At 61.2% G+C, this 15,668-nt stretch carries 9 protein-coding genes; 4 read left to right on the top strand and 5 right to left on the bottom strand.

Features of this window, described 5'->3' with window-relative positions:
• Positions 1–123: 123 nt before the first annotated feature.
• A complete protein-coding gene (clpB, locus tag K3146_RS07625) occupies positions 124–2,700 on the top strand; it encodes an ATP-dependent chaperone ClpB (protein ID WP_221545680.1) in 2,577 nt (858 codons plus the stop codon).
• Positions 2,701–2,719: 19 nt separating this feature from the next.
• On the opposite strand, the gene K3146_RS07620 is transcribed toward clpB, so the two are convergent.
• Together K3146_RS07620 and K3146_RS07615 are read right to left on the bottom strand one after the other, a co-directional pair.
• Positions 2,720–3,508, bottom strand: coding sequence for a hypothetical protein (locus K3146_RS07620; RefSeq protein ID WP_221545679.1), 789 nt, complete (start codon positions 3,506–3,508; stop codon positions 2,720–2,722).
• A gap of 84 nt (positions 3,509–3,592) precedes the next feature.
• On the bottom strand, positions 3,593–6,781 hold the full coding sequence (locus K3146_RS07615) for a TonB-dependent receptor domain-containing protein (RefSeq protein WP_221545678.1): 3,189 nt from the start codon (positions 6,779–6,781) through the stop codon (positions 3,593–3,595).
• A 387-nt stretch (positions 6,782–7,168) separates the two neighbouring features.
• On the opposite strand from K3146_RS07615, the gene K3146_RS07610 reads away from it, so the two are divergent.
• Entirely contained in the window at positions 7,169–7,738 is a 570-nt protein-coding gene (locus K3146_RS07610) for a hypothetical protein (protein WP_221545677.1), read from the top strand.
• Positions 7,739–7,848: 110 nt separating this feature from the next.
• Here the strand turns inward: K3146_RS07610 and K3146_RS07605 are convergent, their stop codons facing one another.
• Positions 7,849–11,061 (bottom strand): TonB-dependent receptor plug domain-containing protein, encoded by a 3,213-nt coding sequence (locus K3146_RS07605; protein WP_221545676.1) that lies wholly within the window; start codon positions 11,059–11,061, stop codon positions 7,849–7,851.
• Positions 11,062–11,387: 326 nt separating this feature from the next.
• Here K3146_RS07605 and K3146_RS07600 point away from each other — a divergent pair, with 326 nt between their 5' ends.
• Together K3146_RS07600 and K3146_RS07595 are read left to right on the top strand one after the other, a co-directional pair.
• The gene (locus K3146_RS07600) at positions 11,388–12,560 is read left to right on the top strand and encodes an acetyl-CoA C-acetyltransferase (protein WP_221545675.1); all 1,173 of its coding nucleotides are present in this window, start codon (positions 11,388–11,390) and stop codon (positions 12,558–12,560) included.
• Positions 12,561–12,587: 27 nt separating this feature from the next.
• On the top strand, positions 12,588–13,373 hold the full coding sequence (locus tag K3146_RS07595; protein ID WP_221545674.1) for an SDR family NAD(P)-dependent oxidoreductase: 786 nt from the start codon (positions 12,588–12,590) through the stop codon (positions 13,371–13,373).
• A 76-nt stretch (positions 13,374–13,449) separates the two neighbouring features.
• Here the strand turns inward: K3146_RS07595 and K3146_RS07590 are convergent, their stop codons facing one another.
• Positions 13,450–14,049 (bottom strand): SDR family oxidoreductase, encoded by a 600-nt coding sequence (locus K3146_RS07590; protein ID WP_221545673.1) that lies wholly within the window; start codon positions 14,047–14,049, stop codon positions 13,450–13,452.
• A gap of 32 nt (positions 14,050–14,081) precedes the next feature.
• Positions 14,082–15,461 (bottom strand): NAD-dependent succinate-semialdehyde dehydrogenase, encoded by a 1,380-nt coding sequence (locus K3146_RS07585; RefSeq protein WP_221545672.1) that lies wholly within the window; start codon positions 15,459–15,461, stop codon positions 14,082–14,084.
• Between the last annotated feature and the right edge of the window lie 207 nt (positions 15,462–15,668).

Here is a 15,668-nt window from a genome sequence, read left to right as displayed (position 1 = left end):
CGCGCCGCAGGGCTTACCTATGCGAGTAATACACCTGCATCTTTCCTAATGTGCAGGGCTTGTGTTGCCATTGTGCAACACTATATCCGTGCGGTGACACCAGATTGAGGGACTATTCCAGCGATGAATCTCGAAAAATTCACCGATCGTGCCAAGGGCTTCCTGCAGGCGGCGCAGACGGTCGCCATCCGCATGAATCACCAGCGCATTACGCCTTCGCACCTGCTCAAGGCGCTGCTCGACGATGAGCAGGGCATGGCCGCGCAGCTGATCCAGCGCGCGGGCGGCAATGCGGGTGTCGCGATCACCGAGGTCGACACGGCGCTGGGCAAGATCCCCGCAGTCTCGGGCGGCGGAGCGCAGCAGACGCCCGGGCTCGACAATGATGCCGTGCGGGCGCTCGACCAGGCCGAACAGCTGGCCGAGAAGGCAGGTGACAGTTTCGTTCCGGTCCAGCGCATTCTCCAGGCACTCGCACTGGCGGATAATGATGCAGGTAAGGCCATCAAGGCAGCCGGTGTCGATGCAAAGTCGCTCGAAGCTGCGATCCAGGACGTGACCGGTGGCCGTACCGCCGACAGCGCGGGCGCCGAAGAAAGCTACGATGCAATGAAGAAGTACGCGCGCGATCTCACGCAGGCGGCGCGCGACGGCAAGCTGGACCCGGTGATCGGCCGCGACGAGGAAATCCGCCGCACGGTCCAGATCCTCGCCCGGCGCACAAAGAACAACCCTGCGCTTATCGGCGAACCCGGCACCGGCAAGACCGCAATTGCCGAAGGCCTCGCGCTGCGTATCGCCAATGGCGACGTACCCGACAGCCTCAAGGGCCGCACCCTCATGGCGCTCGACATGGGTGCGTTGATCGCGGGCGCGAAATATCGCGGCGAGTTCGAGGAGCGCCTCAAAGCCGTGCTCGACGAGGTGAAGGGCGCCGAAGGCCAGATCATCCTTTTCATCGACGAGATGCACACGTTGATCGGCGCCGGCGCGTCGGAAGGCAGCATGGATGCGAGCAACCTCCTGAAGCCCGCCCTGTCCCGCGGCGAACTGCACTGCATCGGCGCGACCACGCTCGACGAATACCAGAAGTATGTCGAGAAGGACCCCGCGCTCCAGCGGCGCTTCCAGTCGGTCTATATCGACGAGCCCAGCGTCGAGGACACGATCTCGATCCTGCGAGGCATCAAGGACAAGTACGAGCTGCATCACGGCGTGCGCATCACCGATGGTGCGATCGTGGCCGCGGCGCAGCTTTCCAACCGCTATATCCAGAACCGCTTCCTGCCCGACAAGGCGATCGACCTGATGGACGAGGCGGCCTCGCGCATCCGCATGGAAGTGGAATCGAAGCCCGAAGAAATCGAGGGCCTTGATCGCCGGATCATCCAGCTGCGGATCGAGGAACAGGCCTTGCAAAAGGAGACCGACAGCGCTTCGAAGGACCGGCTCGAGAACCTGCGCAAGGAACTGGCCGATCTCGAACAGCAGTCTTCCGAACTGACCACCCGCTGGCAGAACGAGCGCGACAAGATCCATGCCGAGGCACGGATCAAGGAAGAGCTCGACGCCGCGCGGCTCGAGCTAGAACAGGCACAGCGCGCGGGTGATCTCGCGAAGGCGGGCGAACTGCAATACGGCAAGATTCCCGAGCTCGAGACAAAGCTCGAGGAGGCGTCCGGCCATACGGATAACGCGCTCCTGCGCGAGGAAGTGACAGAGGACGATATTGCCGGCGTGGTTTCGCGCTGGACCGGCATCCCGGTCGACAAGATGATGGAAGGCGAGCGCGAGAAGCTGCTCGACATGGAAAACATCCTGTCGAAGCGGGTGATCGGCCAGTCGCAGGCCATCGACGCCGTCTCAAAGGCCGTGCGCCGTGCGCGGGCAGGGCTACAGGATCCGAGCCGCCCGCTCGGCAGCTTTCTGTTCCTCGGCCCCACCGGTGTCGGCAAGACTGAACTGACCAAGGCGCTCGCCGGATTCCTGTTCGACGACGACCAGGCGATGGTCCGCATCGACATGAGCGAATTCATGGAAAAGCACGCAGTCGCCCGCCTGATCGGCGCGCCTCCGGGCTATGTCGGCTATGAGGAAGGCGGCGTGCTGACCGAGGCCGTGCGGCGCAGGCCCTACCAGGTCGTGCTGTTCGACGAGGTCGAAAAGGCGCATAGCGATGTCTTCAATGTGCTGTTGCAGGTGCTCGACGATGGCCGCCTGACCGACGGGCAGGGCCGCGTGGTCGATTTTTCGAACACGCTGATCATCCTGACCTCGAACCTCGGCAGCCAGTATCTGGCGCAGATGGAGGATGGCCAGAAGGTCGAAGATGTCGAGCCGCAGGTCATGGATGTCGTGCGCGGACACTTCCGCCCCGAGTTCCTCAACCGGCTGGACGAGATCATCCTCTTCCACCGCCTGGCGCAGGAGCACATGGCCCCGATCGTCGAGATCCAGGTCGCGCGGGTGCAGAAGCTACTCAAGGACCGCAAGATCACGATCGACCTGACCGAGGCTGCGAAGAAGTGGCTCGGCCGGGTGGGTTACGATCCGGTCTACGGCGCGCGCCCGCTGAAGCGCGCGGTCCAGCGCTACGTGCAGGATCCGCTCGCCGACATGATCCTTGGCGGCAAGGTGCCCGACGGATCGACGGTGAACATCGACGAAGGCGACGGCGCACTGGAAATGGTGGTGGCCTAAGGGGCCGCCACCTTAAAAATCAGGCGTAGCCGAGGATCTCGCGCAGACCGGGAGCCGCGAAATCGACCAGCGTGCGCTGCTGCGCGGTGAGCTCGTCGGGGATGGTGATGCCGCCTTCGGTAAGGTTTTCGCGAGCGGTACCGCTCTGCTTGCGATCGGAACCGATACGGACCCGTTCGCGCCAGTCGTCGGGCACCTTCGCGAGGCCGGCAGCCTCGAACACGCTCATGAAATATTCCTCGGCTTCGCTGCTATCGAGCGTCTTCACCGCCTGGACGAGGTCCTCGTACTTCAGGATGGTGCAGTCGGTACCCATCCACGCGACCGCGTTGAAGGTGAAAAGCTCGCGCATCGACATCGCCTTACCGTGAATGCCGAAGATCATGAGATTGATGAGTGTATCTACGGTCAGCTCGCCGTTTTTGACGAGTACGGAATTGTCACCGAACTCGTCGGAAAGGAAAAAGCGGGCGCGGGCGAGGACCCAGGTGTAGGGATCGCGCACCAGCACAATCTTGCGCGTCGGTGCGGCCTCGATCGCCGAGGCATCGCTGAACAGCAGGTGCCCCCAGCTCAGCATCTTGCGATGATCGTCGAAGGCGCCGGCATGTTGCTTGAGATTGCCGAACTGGATGAACTGAGTCTGGTACTGGTCCTCGACCGGGACGAACATGCGCATGATATTGCGCAGCAGGTGTGACCCGGACTTGGGGACCGAGTTCAGGAACACTGGCTGGGGCAGGCGGGTCTGCTCGAACTTGCGGTTTTCTTCGTCGAGTGTGTCGGGCTGAAGTCGGACATGAACCATGGCGATATCCTAGCGTCCATCTGCAACAAAAAGAAAGGGCGGCAGGTGATGCACCTGCCGCCCCAAAGCTTCGGGAAGATGCGATTACATCTTCACGTTGAAGTTCACGAACGCACGGCGGCCGCGAAGATCATACTGCGAGTAGAGAATACCCTTACCAAGGACGTTCACACCGGTACCCGAAAGATCGGACAGGCGCGGCGCCTTGGTGTCGAAGATATTCGACATACCAACGGTCATGCGGAAGTTCTCGCCGATGTCGCGAGTGATCGCGGCACTGTGGTAGAACTTGGCTTCCGCACGCAGCTTGGCACAGACCGGGGTGTCATACGTCGTGAAGTCCTGGCAGATAGAGCCAGCACGTTCGATGTAGTAGTCTGTGTTGTCGGTGCTTCCGATCACGTCGAGACCATAGAAGAAATTCCACGGACCCGTATCGAGCTGGATGTTGAAGTCGCCCGTAAAGATCGGTTCGCCGGCCAGGCCGTTGAAATCGTCGAAGTTGCCTTCGAACAGGGCAACCTTGTCTTCCAGCTGCCAGGTCACGAGACCCTGAAGCGTCAGCGTCGTGTCGCTACCGAAATCGTGAACGATCCGGGTGGTGACGTCGATGCCGCGGTTCGACTGGCTGTTGATGTTCAAGAAGCTGTCACGGATGACCGCAACGTTGTCCTGGTTGCCGTTGTTGAAGAACGGATCGCTCGGGTCGAGATCACGGACACGATCGAATTGGTCGCAAAGAGGCTCATTCGGGAAGAATTCCGAGTCGTAGCAACCATATACGATCGACGACGCGCCCAACTGGGCGATTTCGCCATTCACTTCGATGTCGAAGTAGTCGACCGCGATGTTGATGTCCGTATCGGGCAGGAACGAGAAGTTCGGGGTCAGGATCGCGGAAGCGGTCCAGGCCTTCGAAGTTTCCGGTTCCAGCACGCCGAGACCACCGCCGGTCACCGCACTCGGCTGGATGCCGCCGCCTGTGAAGGTCAGCGGAATTCCGTCGGCGATACAGTTGTCGTAGCGCTGCTGCGTGATGTCGCCATTGGCGAGGTTCGTCGCAAGGTTGCTACAAGGATCGCGGAAGCCGCGAACCGTACCGACCTGGTCGGCTAGGAACTGCTCGAACAATGCGGGTGCACGGTAGGAGGTACCGTAGGTGCCGCGAAGGCGCAGGAAGTCCGTCAGCTCCCAGTTGAGCGAGAGCTTGTAGGTCCAGTTGCCATTGGTCGAGTAGGATTCGCCGTCCGAAGCGCGCGTTGCCTTCACATTGGTGACACGTGCCGCACCGTTGAAGGTAAGCGATTCAACCATCGGCAGGCCTTCGAGAAGCGGGATTTCGATTTCACCGAAGGCTTCCTTGGTCACCGACTTACCGGCAGTGACACCTGCGCTAACGAGCTGGAAGCCCAGGTCGTTGAGCTGGAGGTAACCCGGAGTATCGTTGATCTCGTCTTCACGGATGGTTCCGCCGACCACGACGCCGACAGGGCCGCTCCACGGCAGATCGATCAGCTGACCAGTGACGATCGCTTCGACATACTTCTGCGTGTACTTGGTGTTGCCTTCGTCCCAGGCGAACAGGAAGTCCTTTTCGGCCTGGGTGTAGTCACCGAACATGATGCGCGGGCTGTACCAGTCGATATCGATACAGGGCCGTTCAATCGGTGTGCCGGCGCTAAGCGTCGTGCCTGCGCACGAAGCGTTCCGGAACGTCGCCACATCCAGCGCATCGTTGAGCGGGGTCTGGTTGCGATAGGTGCCGTCCGAACGCGAGTACTGGCCATAGATGTCATATGCCCAGTTCGAAGTGATGTCGCCGCGGAAACCGGCAACACCGCGGTAGTAGTCGACCTCGACCGAAGAATCGACCATGTCGGTGTAACCGGTCGGGCTGAACAGCGCCCAGCCGACCCAGCCGGTGGCCAGCGGGTCGTTGCCGAGGCCGAAGAGCGACGCACTGCGATCGCCGTCGAGGGCATATTCGCCGTTGCCGAACATGTAGACCTGTGCCGACGAGTTCACATAGGTCTCACGCTTGTTGTAGAGACCTTCGAAGTAGAACTCGGCAAAGTCGGTCAGCTCGTACGAGCCATCGGCATAGATGGTGTAGAGGTCGGTTTCGGGGATCATGGAATCGCCGAAACGCGAGGGGTGGAACTGGTTCTGGACCGCTTCCGTTGCGGAATCGATGCCGGTGATGAACCAGCCGGCCGGGACACCGATCTGGCCGTCCTGCGTGATCGCCGGGAAGGCCGGGATGTACTGGCCGAGCGTGCCCGAATAGTCGTACTGGATCAGGTAGACGTCGCCGTCACCGCCCTGCACGTCGTTCGGCGAGGTAGCCGGCATGTTGGTGTCCACACCGTAGTAATAGGTGTAATCATAGGTCCAGACGTGGCCCCAGGTCGAGTTGCTCTCGCTGGTGCAGGCGAATTCGCCCGTGCGCGGATCGATGAGGTCGGCACGCGTGCTGTGGGTTTCATCGGTGAAACCGTAGAGTTCGGTGCAGCCCAGGTAATCGCGGTCGCCGCGCTTGAGTTCGTTGCGACGCTGGTAGCTACCCGAAAGCATCAGGTGGCCGCGATCGAAGGTCTTACCCCAGGTGGCCGAGATCGAATACTGCTCGCCGCCACTTTCGAAGGGAACCGAGCTGAAGAAGTCGAGTTCGATGCCGTCGGTGTCGCGCTTGGTGATCAGGTTGACCACACCGGCAACTGCGTCCGAACCGTAGATCGAGGATGCGCCGTCCTTGAGGAGGTCGACCTGGCCGACAACAGACTGCGGCAGGACGTTGAGGTCGAAGGACGAAACAGCACCACGCGTACCGGCCGGGCCAGCACGACGGCCGTTGAGCAGGACGAGAGTACGCTCGGCACCGAGACCACGCAGCGAGATCGTCTGCGCGCCGGTACCACCGTTGGTCAGGAAGTTCGACGAAATGGCGTCGGTCACCTGGCCCGAACCGGCAGCGATCGGCGAACCCTGGACGAATTCGGCGGTCGAGTTGAGACCCTGGCGGACAGCGATCTCGGGATCGATGACGGTCAGCGGAGCCGGCGAGGTGAACTCGTCGCGGCGAATGCGCGAGCCGGTAACCACGATGGGCTGAGCCGCAGGTGCGGTTTCTTCCGCCACTTCTTCGGTTTCATCGGTAGCGGCATCGTCCTGCGCGAAGGCGGGAGCGGCGACGGTGCAAGCCAGCACCGAGATGGCGGCACCTGCAAGCCAGGATGCCTTGCCACCATTGGTGGCATACTCAAACTTTTTCACATTAATTCCCCTAGTCCAATGCTGCCTTTGCAGCGATCGTCCCTGAACGAGAGCGACCCGAATCCGGGATGAGAATCCCACATACGGCACTCGCTGATGGCTGCTTGCGTCAGTGACAGGCGAGTTACAACGATATTAAGACCAGATGGCGAGACTCATCGACGAGTGTGTTCGCTATGCCACAAGATTGGGCAACTGGCGGGCGCTTGCGACATTTTCTGAGGCTGAAATGTCGTCAGTGCGAACGAAGATTACCCACATGGCTCCGCGAAGGGATCGCCTTGCCAGCCGCAAATGCGTGCTCAAATCCCGCAAGAGGCAGACAATGGGACCAAGCGGAGCTATCCCATCCGCCTGAAACCGTGAAACGCGCAAAGGAAACTCAGAATGATTGACAGATATGTGCTGGTGCCATGCGGAATGGCCGCCCTGGTTATCGGGGCCGGGCCCCTGGCCGCGCAGGACACTGGTGCCGACCCCTATGGTGAATGCGCAAGGATCTCGGAGGATGCCGCCCGGTTGGCCTGTTTCGACGCTACCTATGTAAGGGAAAGCGCCCTCGCCTCGCAGCGAGTGGAAGAAGAGAAGGAGGCGACCGAGGACAGTTTCGGCTTCAACGAGAACGAATTGCGCCAGCGCGAAGCGGAACGGGCGGCCGAGGTCGCAGCGTCAGCGCCGCAATCTGCGGAAGTGCCGGGAGCAGTTGCGGCTGCGCAGCAACCCGAGCCTGCTTTCGAGGGTATCCGGGCCACCATCACCGAAGTCCTTACCGACCGTCGCGGGGAGAGGGTGATCATGCTCTCAAACGGGCAGATCTGGCGCACAACGGCAGTGAAGAGCTACCGCGGCTCGGTTCGCGAAGGCTGGGTGGTTGAAATCACCGAAGGGACCATGGGCGGCTATCGCATGAAGTTCGAAGATCGTCGCGGCTTCCTCGGCGTTCGACGCGTTCGCTAAACTAGCCAACGGGAGCGAGTGGATCTGATCCTCTCGTCTCCCGATTGCAGGCAATAAAAAAGGGGGCGGACCTTGCGGTCCGCCCCCAATTTCTTGCGTGAAGCGCCTTCTTAGAAGGTCAGCTTCGCACCAAGGCGGAAGTTACGACCCAAGATGTCGTATGCAAAGCCCTGGTTGCCGCTGGCGCCCGACGGGAACGGCGGTTCCGTGTCGAACACGTTGTCGATGTTGAAGCGAACTTCGACCGTGTCTGCGACCTGAGCACGGATACCCAGGTTGAACAGCCAGTAGTCGTCGACCGTCAGGTAATCGCGGGCTTCGTCCGAGTCGTCGTTCGAGAACGCCGATTCGCCAACGAAGCGGGTCTGCCAGAGGAAGCCCCAGTTGCCGAGATCCCAGTTCAGGTTCAGCTGACCACGCCAGTCCGCACGACCGATTTCGCCAGCGTCTTCGACGAGGTCGAAGCCGGTGACCGAGAAGTCGTCCTGGATCAGGTGGAACACGTTGGCCGAGATGTTCAGGCGACCAAGATCGCTGTCACCGCCGATGAGATCGGCAACATCGGTACGATAGTTCAGCTGACCAGTGACACCCTGGAAACGACGGAAACCGGAGTTCTCATAGCCAGTCTGGAAGCCAGGCTGGATCTGGAAGATTTCCTGTCCCGGACCGCTAGCAGCACCGCGAGTGAAGCGGCCGCAGAAGTCGTTCGGGAAGCTTTCCGAGTCGTAACAAGCACGCATCACCGACGAGAGGTTCAGGTTGGCGATGGCATTGTCGATCTTGATGTTCACATAGTCACCACCGATCGTGAGGCCGGGGATGAAGTCGGGCTGGAACAGACCGCCAATCGTGTACGAGTCAGCGACTTCGTTGCCGAGGCTCTGGTTACCCGAAACGAGACCCTGACGGGTACCGTTGATGACCACCGACTGGAACGGATCGACAGTGCCGTCGCCGTCGTTGTCGAAGGTCGCATCGAGATCCACACCGGCCGCTGCAGCTTCAGCTTCGCAGTTGATGCGGCGGAAGCTGGTGCCACCGTCGATGTTGGTCGGGTCGCACGGGTCATTACCGAACGAGTTCGTTGCGCTCTGCGGCAGGAACAGTTCGACGAGAGCCGGCGAGCGGATCGCGCGAGTGAAGTTACCGCGAACGATGAACTGGTCGTCGAAGAAGCCGATACGGCCGCCTGCGGTCCAGGTCTCTGCGCTACCCGAGCGCGAGTTGTCCACGTAACGGAACGCACCTTCTGCAATGACGCTCGAAAGCGGGCCGAGGCCCATTTCCGGGCTAACCAGCGGGATCAGAGTTTCAGCAAAGAACTCGTCGGTTTCGAAGCCACCTTCGGTGCCGGTGATCGGAACCGAACCCTGTTGCAGACCGGTTGCCGCGCCGGAATCGGGGATGAACTGCGCGAATTCTGCGCGGTGTTCGTAACCCACAACCAGCGAGACGCCACCGCCCCAGATATCGAAGAGCTCACCGCCAACCGAGGCGTTGAAGACCTTCTGGTCGATGACCGTGTCCGAACCGAAGAACTGCGCCACATAGGCACGCGCTTCAGGCGAGGTGTTGTTCTCACCGAAGTAGTTCAGCGGCACACACAGCGCAGCGTCGTTCTGCGAAGCCTGTTCGGGGATGCTGACGCCACCACCCGACGGATCCGGCGGAGTGACAGTTGCCGAACAGGCGATGTCGCCGACCTGCAGCTGCGAGACGTCGAGCAGCAGCGTTTCGCCGCCGCGGACGATCGTTGCACCCGGGAAGGCGAAGTTGTCGATGTCGTCCTGCGTGAGTGCAACAACGTCAAGTGCGTTGCTGAAACGACGCGAGTTCACACCGATAACGTTCGAGTTGTTCTCGGTACGACCGTAGTTGAACGAGACTTCCCAGTTGAACGGACGATCGCCCAGGTCGAATTCGCCTTCGAGGCCGACAACCGTGCGGTACAGGTTTTGTGCCGTGCGGTTGGTACCTTCGGTCAGCGTACGACCATAGCGAGCGACGAGGAAGTTACAGCTGTCCGGATCCGAAAGACCGTTTGCATCACAGGTAGACTGGATGAAACCAGCCGCCTGCGAGCTCAGGAACGGGTTCTGGACGTTGAACTGGATGGCACCGCCGTCATCGGAGAAGAAGTCGGTGTTCCAGACGGCCTGCGAGCCAAGGTCCTGACCCTGCGTATTCGCAAAGTTGAACTCGGCAAAGGCCGTGATGCTGTCCGTCACGTCGTAGTGAGCGTTGGCAGCAGCGATCGTACGACGCAGACCCGAGGTCAGCGTGTTGATGTCGCTGATCGAAACGCCGTCACCGCCGTCAGCGAACACCGCACCGAAGCGCGTGCCGACATCGAACGGGATCAGGTCGCCGTCCGGGCCGAACTGCAGGATGTCGCCAGCAGGGTTGGTGATCGGAACGCCGAAGAACGGGTTGCCGAAGAACAGCGCGCCGATACCGTCGAAGGTCGCGAAGGAAACGCGAGCATCGCGGATGAGAACGCGGTCAGGGATACCGTCCGTACCGCTGCCGTTGGCAGGGTTCGGCTGGAACGAGAAGGCCGAGCCGAGGAAATCGTAACGATCACGCTCGAGAAGGCCGTCGACTTCCTGGTATTCGAGACCCAGGGTCACGTTACCACGGCCATCGGCGAAGTTGCCGCCGACGATGGTGCCAACGCGGAAGTCCTGTGCGTCGCCACGTTCGGTAAGACCGTAGCTGCCGCTGACTTCGAGACCTTCGAAGTCATTCTTCAGGATAACGTTGACCGTACCCGAGATAGCGTCCGAACCGTAGATCGGTGCACCGCGGATGGTGACGGTTTCGATGCGATCCACCATGGTGGAGGGGATCACGTTGAGGTCGACCTGCAGACCCGGCGCGGCGTTGTTGAACACCGTCGGAGCGTTTGCAGCAACGAAGCGACGACCGTTGACGACGGTCAGCGTACGCTGCGAGCCAAGGCCGAAGAAGTTGACGAAGTTCTGGCCGACGTCGGCGTTACCGACGGTACCGGTACGCGACTGACCCGGGACACCGAATGCCGGCAGTTCGTTGATGGCATCTGCCACGTTATTGAACTGGCGATCTTCGATCAGCTCTTCGCCGATGATGAAGGTCGGCGAGGTTTCCTGGAATTCGTCGCGACGGATACGCGAACCGGTCACGACGATGGCTTCGCCAGCCGCGACGGCAGGACCGTCCTGAATGGTTGCGTCGAGGACTTCCTCGTCGGCATCCTGTGCGAATGCAGGTGCCGCCGACATGGCAATCGCCATGGCGCCGGTAGCTGCAGACAGCTTTGCTAGTGTAGTTATTTTCACGTTTCCAATCCTCAACGGTTTGTGTTTGGAAAGAGGCGTCGGCCCTTTTTCGCTTTTCCTGCTTGGCTGCTGCGCAGCATTGCCCTCCTAGCGGGTCCAGGCCCGAACCGTGCAGGGAATGAGCCATCGCCCGGATAGTATCAAATGAAATTCATAGGTATGCGGGGATTGTCCCCGGTTATGTTGCCAAATCGTCACACGGGGTGATCACCTGCCCGTCGCGTATCGTTAACGCCGGGCGGTCATATCGCTTCTGGCATTGCCCTTGACGTAAACGGAAGGTCCACATAGTCCCGTTCCAAATCGCAACCCAAAAGGATTCTCTCATGCCCGAAGCCTATATCGTCGAAGCCGTCCGCACTGCCGGAGGGCGCCGGGGAGGGCGGCTTGCAGGCGTGCATCCCGTCGATCTCGCGGCGAAGTCGCTCGATGCGGTGATGGAACGCTCGGGCCTCGAGGCCAAGGCGGTCGACGACGTCGTGATGGGCTGTGTCAGTCAGGGCGGCGAGCAGGCCATGCAGGTGGGGCGGAACGCCGTGCTCGCTTCGAAGCATTTGGGCGAGGGCGTGCCTGCCGTCACTATCGACCGCCAGTGCGGCTCCTCGCAGCAGGCGATTCAGTTCGCCGCGCAGGCCGTGATGAGCGGCACGCAGGACGTGGTCATCGCCAGCGGTGTGGAAAGCATGACGCGCGTACCGATGGGTTCGACCGCGATGTTTCATATGAAGGAGGGGCTGGGGAACTACAAATCGCCCGGTCTCGAAGGGAAATACCCCGGCATCCAGTGGAGCCAGTTCATGGGCGCGGAGATGATCGTCAAGAAGCACGGCTTCTCGAAGGACGATCTCGACCGCTTCGCGCTCTCGAGTCACGAGAAGGCAATCGAAGCGACGCGCTCGGGGGCTTTTGAGGCCGAGATCGTGCCGGTTGAAGTGGAAACGCCCGAAGGCACCGAGATGCACACGGTCGATGAGGGCATTCGCTTCGATGCGACGCTCGAAGGCATCGCCGGCGTAAAGCTGCTGAGCCCCGAGGGTACGATCACCGCCGCTTCGAGCAGCCAGATATGCGACGGGTCGAGCGCGGTGCTGGTCGTCAGCGAGAAGGCGCTGAAGGAATATGGTCTCACGCCGCTCGCGCGGATCCACAATCTTACTGTCACGGCAGGTGACCCGGTCATCATGCTGGAAGAGCCGCTGTTCGCAACCGACCGCGCGCTCGAACGTGCTGGCATGAAGATCTCCGACATCGACCTGTTCGAGGTGAACGAAGCCTTCGCCCCGGTGCCGCTCGCATGGCTGAAGCACACGGATGCGGACCCGGAACGCCTCAACGTCAACGGCGGCGCGATCGCGCTGGGCCACCCGCTTGGCGCTTCGGGTACCAAGCTCATGGCCACGCTGGTCCACGCCCTTAAGGCGCGCGGCAAGAAATACGGCCTCCAGACGATGTGCGAAGGCGGCGGCGTCGCCAACGTGACGATCGTCGAGGCGCTTTAGTTACCCCCATTCGAGAGGAAATCTGAAATGGAAGTCAGCAGCAATACCCCCGCAGTCGTCACCGGCGGCGCATCGGGCCTTGGCGAAGCCACCGCTCGCGCCATCGCGGCCAAGGGCGCCAAGGTCGCCATTTTCGACATGAACGAAGAGAAGGGCGAAGCAGTCGCCAAGGACATTGGCGGCATCTTCTGCAAGGTCAATGTGATGAGCGACGAAGACGTCGACGCAGGCTTTGCCAAGGCGCGCGAAGTACACGGCCAAGAGCGTATCCTCGTCAACTGCGCAGGGATCGGCAACGCCATCAAGACCGCCAAGCGCGACAAGCAGACGGGCGAGATCAGCCACTTCCCGCTGTCGGCCTTCGAATTCGTCATCCAGGTGAACCTGATCGGCACCTTCCGCTGCATCGCGAAGTCGGCGGCTGGCATGATGACTCTCGACCCGCTTTCGGACGATGGCGATCGCGGTGCGATCGTCAACACCGCATCAGTTGCCGGTGAAGACGGTCAGATCGGCCAGGCAGCCTATTCGGCTTCGAAGGGTGGCGTAATCGGCATGACCCTGCCCATCGCACGCGACCTGATGCAGGAAGGCATCCGCGTAAACACCATCCTGCCGGGTATCTTCAATACCCCGCTGATGAACGCTGCTCCTCCGCAGGTGAAGGAAGCGCTGGCCGCATCGGTCCCGTTCCCCAAGCGCCTCGGCAATCCGGAAGAATATGCCCAGCTGGCCATGACCATGATCGAGTGCGGCTACTTCAACGGCGAGGACGTCCGCCTCGACGGCGCAATCCGCATGGCGCCGCGCTAAATATCTGTAATTGCAACAGAAAAGCGCCGCTCGTCCTTCGTGGACGGGCGGCGTTTCTTTTTTCCCTCTCGGATGATCAGCCGACGGTCTCCATCAACTTGATGGCGCCGACCCATTCGTCCTGCTCGGCCGCATCGGCCAGGAGGACGGCGACGTCGCCCCGGGCGGCTTCGCCCTTGGGGTCCACTTCGTCTCCCAGCCGCACAGAGCCGGTCGGTCCATCGTCGGTCAATGCGACGGGCCGCAGTATCACGTAGTCCAGCGAGCTGGCCTTGAGCCTTTCGTCGGCAACGTGCTTGGCCTGCAGATAATGGGCAAGGTCGCTATTCGGATCGGGATCTTCCGTGCCGACCGAGCTCAGCATTACGAAGCGCTTTACCCCCGATTTCTCGGCAATATCGATCAGCCTGATCGCGCCGTCACGATCGACCTTCCTGGTCATTTCCTCGCTCGTATCGCCGCCCGATCCGGCAGCGAAAATCACGACGTCGCAGCCTTCGGTCACGTCGTCTTCGAGCGATGTCAGGTCGCCGAGCCGCTGCTCGACGTTTTCGGGCAGCTCGCTGGTGTCGGACGAAGAGCGGACCAGTGCGACCGGTTCGTGGCCGCGCGAGCAAAGTTCATGGACCAGGCGGGTGCCGGTATTGCCGGTGGAGCCGGCTACGAGAATTTTCATCGGTATCGATCCTCTTGATCGGGGAGGGCAGGTCAGGGCAGGAAGATGGCTTTCGTGTTCACGAATTCCTTCATTCCGAACCCGCCGTGTTCGCGGCCGTATCCGGAATCCTTCACCCCGCCGAAGGGCATGTTCGGGTCTGCCGCACCAAAGGAATTGATACGGATCATGCCGGTGTCGAAATGATCGCGCGCTAGGCGGATCGCCTTGTCCTGGTCCTTGGTGAAGATGCCGCCGCCCAGGCCATAACGGCTGTCGTTGGCGATACGCATCGCATCCTCGTCGTCCTTCGCGCGGATGATCGAAGCGACGGGGCCGAACAGCTCATCGTCATAGGCGGGCGTTCCCGGCTTGCAGTCGGCAAGCACGGTGGCGGGGAAATACCAGCCATCGGGATCGTCTTCCGGATCGCCGCCGCAAAGCAGCGTGCAGCCACCTTCGAGGCTCTTCTGCACCTGCTCGATCAGCGTTTCGAACTGCTCCTTGCTCGACACCGGGCCGAGCTGCGTATCCTCGTCGGTCGGATCGCCCATTTTCGCCGATTTCATCCGTTCGACGAAGGCCTCGACGAAATCGTCATAGACTGCATCGGTCACAACGAAGCGCTTGGCCGAAACGCAGGTCTCGCCATTATTGTAGAGGCGGCCGGTCACGCAGGTTTTCACCGCAAGATCGATGTCGGCATCTTCGAGCACGAGATAGGCATCGTTCGAGCCCAGCTCGAGTACGGTCTTTTTCAAGGCGTCGGCAGCGGTCTTGCCGATATGGCTGCCGGCCCCGTCGCTTCCGGTCATCGTGACCGCGCGGACCTTGTCGTGCCTGATGATCTCGTCCGACACCTCGTGATCCACCAGCACAACGTCGAAGAGACCTTCGGGAAGACCCGCCTCCAGGCACAGGTCGCGTAGCAACAGGCCGCTGCCGGTGCAGATCGATGCGTGTTTCAGGATGCAGGCATTGCCCGCCATGGCATTGGCGGCAAGCACCCGCACCGGCTGGTAGAGCGGGAAATTCCACGGCTGGATCGAATAGATGACGCCGATGGGTGAATAGGTGACGATGCCGCGCTTCTTGCCGCCCGAATGCTCGCGCTCCTCGTCGGCGAGCTCGGTTGGGCCCTTGTCGGCGCCATATTCGAAAATGCGGGCGCAGATTTCGACTTCGGTCTTTCCGTCCTTCAGCAGCTTGCCCATCTCGCGGGTCATCATTGCGCTGATGCGGTCGCTGTTGTCGCGCAAGGTGCTCGCGATCTTGCGGAGCACTTTGCCGCGATCCTCGTGGCTGCGTGTCCGCCAATCTAGGAAGGCTTCGTGCGCGGCCTCGATTTTCGCGAAAGCCTCGTCCTTGGACATGAGGTCATAGGTCTCGATGGTCTCGCGGGTGGCTGGATTCGTGGTGGTGATATGCGACATGGGGCACCTTGCTGTGGGTGAATGCGGGGGTCCCTTTGGCAACGGAGGCTGGTGCGGCGCGTTCCTGAATGAATATTTCCAGACGGAGGGAACCGAAGCGGGGTTCCGTTTTCCTACCGGCGGTTTGCCGGGTAATTCCGGCCGACGATGGACCCGATCAAGCCTCCTCTCCCCGGCCTTCCCTGCCGCGCCTGCACCGGGGGCTTT

The organism is Qipengyuania vesicularis (assembly GCF_019711415.1).
In the GTDB taxonomy this organism is placed as follows: Bacteria; Pseudomonadota; Alphaproteobacteria; order Sphingomonadales; family Sphingomonadaceae; genus Qipengyuania; species Qipengyuania vesicularis.
This window is presented reverse-complemented; position numbering and strand designations above follow the sequence as displayed.

What these genes read in the sequence shown, in the direction of transcription:
- K3146_RS07590 (WP_221545673.1), bottom strand. Translation starts at nt 14,049, where the DNA reads ATGAAAATTCTCGTAGCCGGCTCCACCGGCAATACCGGCACCCGCCTG.
- K3146_RS07585 (WP_221545672.1), bottom strand. Translation starts at nt 15,461, where the DNA reads ATGTCGCATATCACCACCACGAATCCAGCCACCCGCGAGACCATCGAG.
- K3146_RS07600 (WP_221545675.1), top strand. Translation starts at nt 11,388, where the DNA reads ATGCCCGAAGCCTATATCGTCGAAGCCGTCCGCACTGCCGGAGGGCGC.
- K3146_RS07620 (WP_221545679.1), bottom strand. Translation starts at nt 3,508, where the DNA reads ATGGTTCATGTCCGACTTCAGCCCGACACACTCGACGAAGAAAACCGC.
- K3146_RS07610 (WP_221545677.1), top strand. Translation starts at nt 7,169, where the DNA reads ATGATTGACAGATATGTGCTGGTGCCATGCGGAATGGCCGCCCTGGTT.
- clpB (WP_221545680.1), top strand. Translation starts at nt 124, where the DNA reads ATGAATCTCGAAAAATTCACCGATCGTGCCAAGGGCTTCCTGCAGGCG.
- K3146_RS07595 (WP_221545674.1), top strand. Translation starts at nt 12,588, where the DNA reads ATGGAAGTCAGCAGCAATACCCCCGCAGTCGTCACCGGCGGCGCATCG.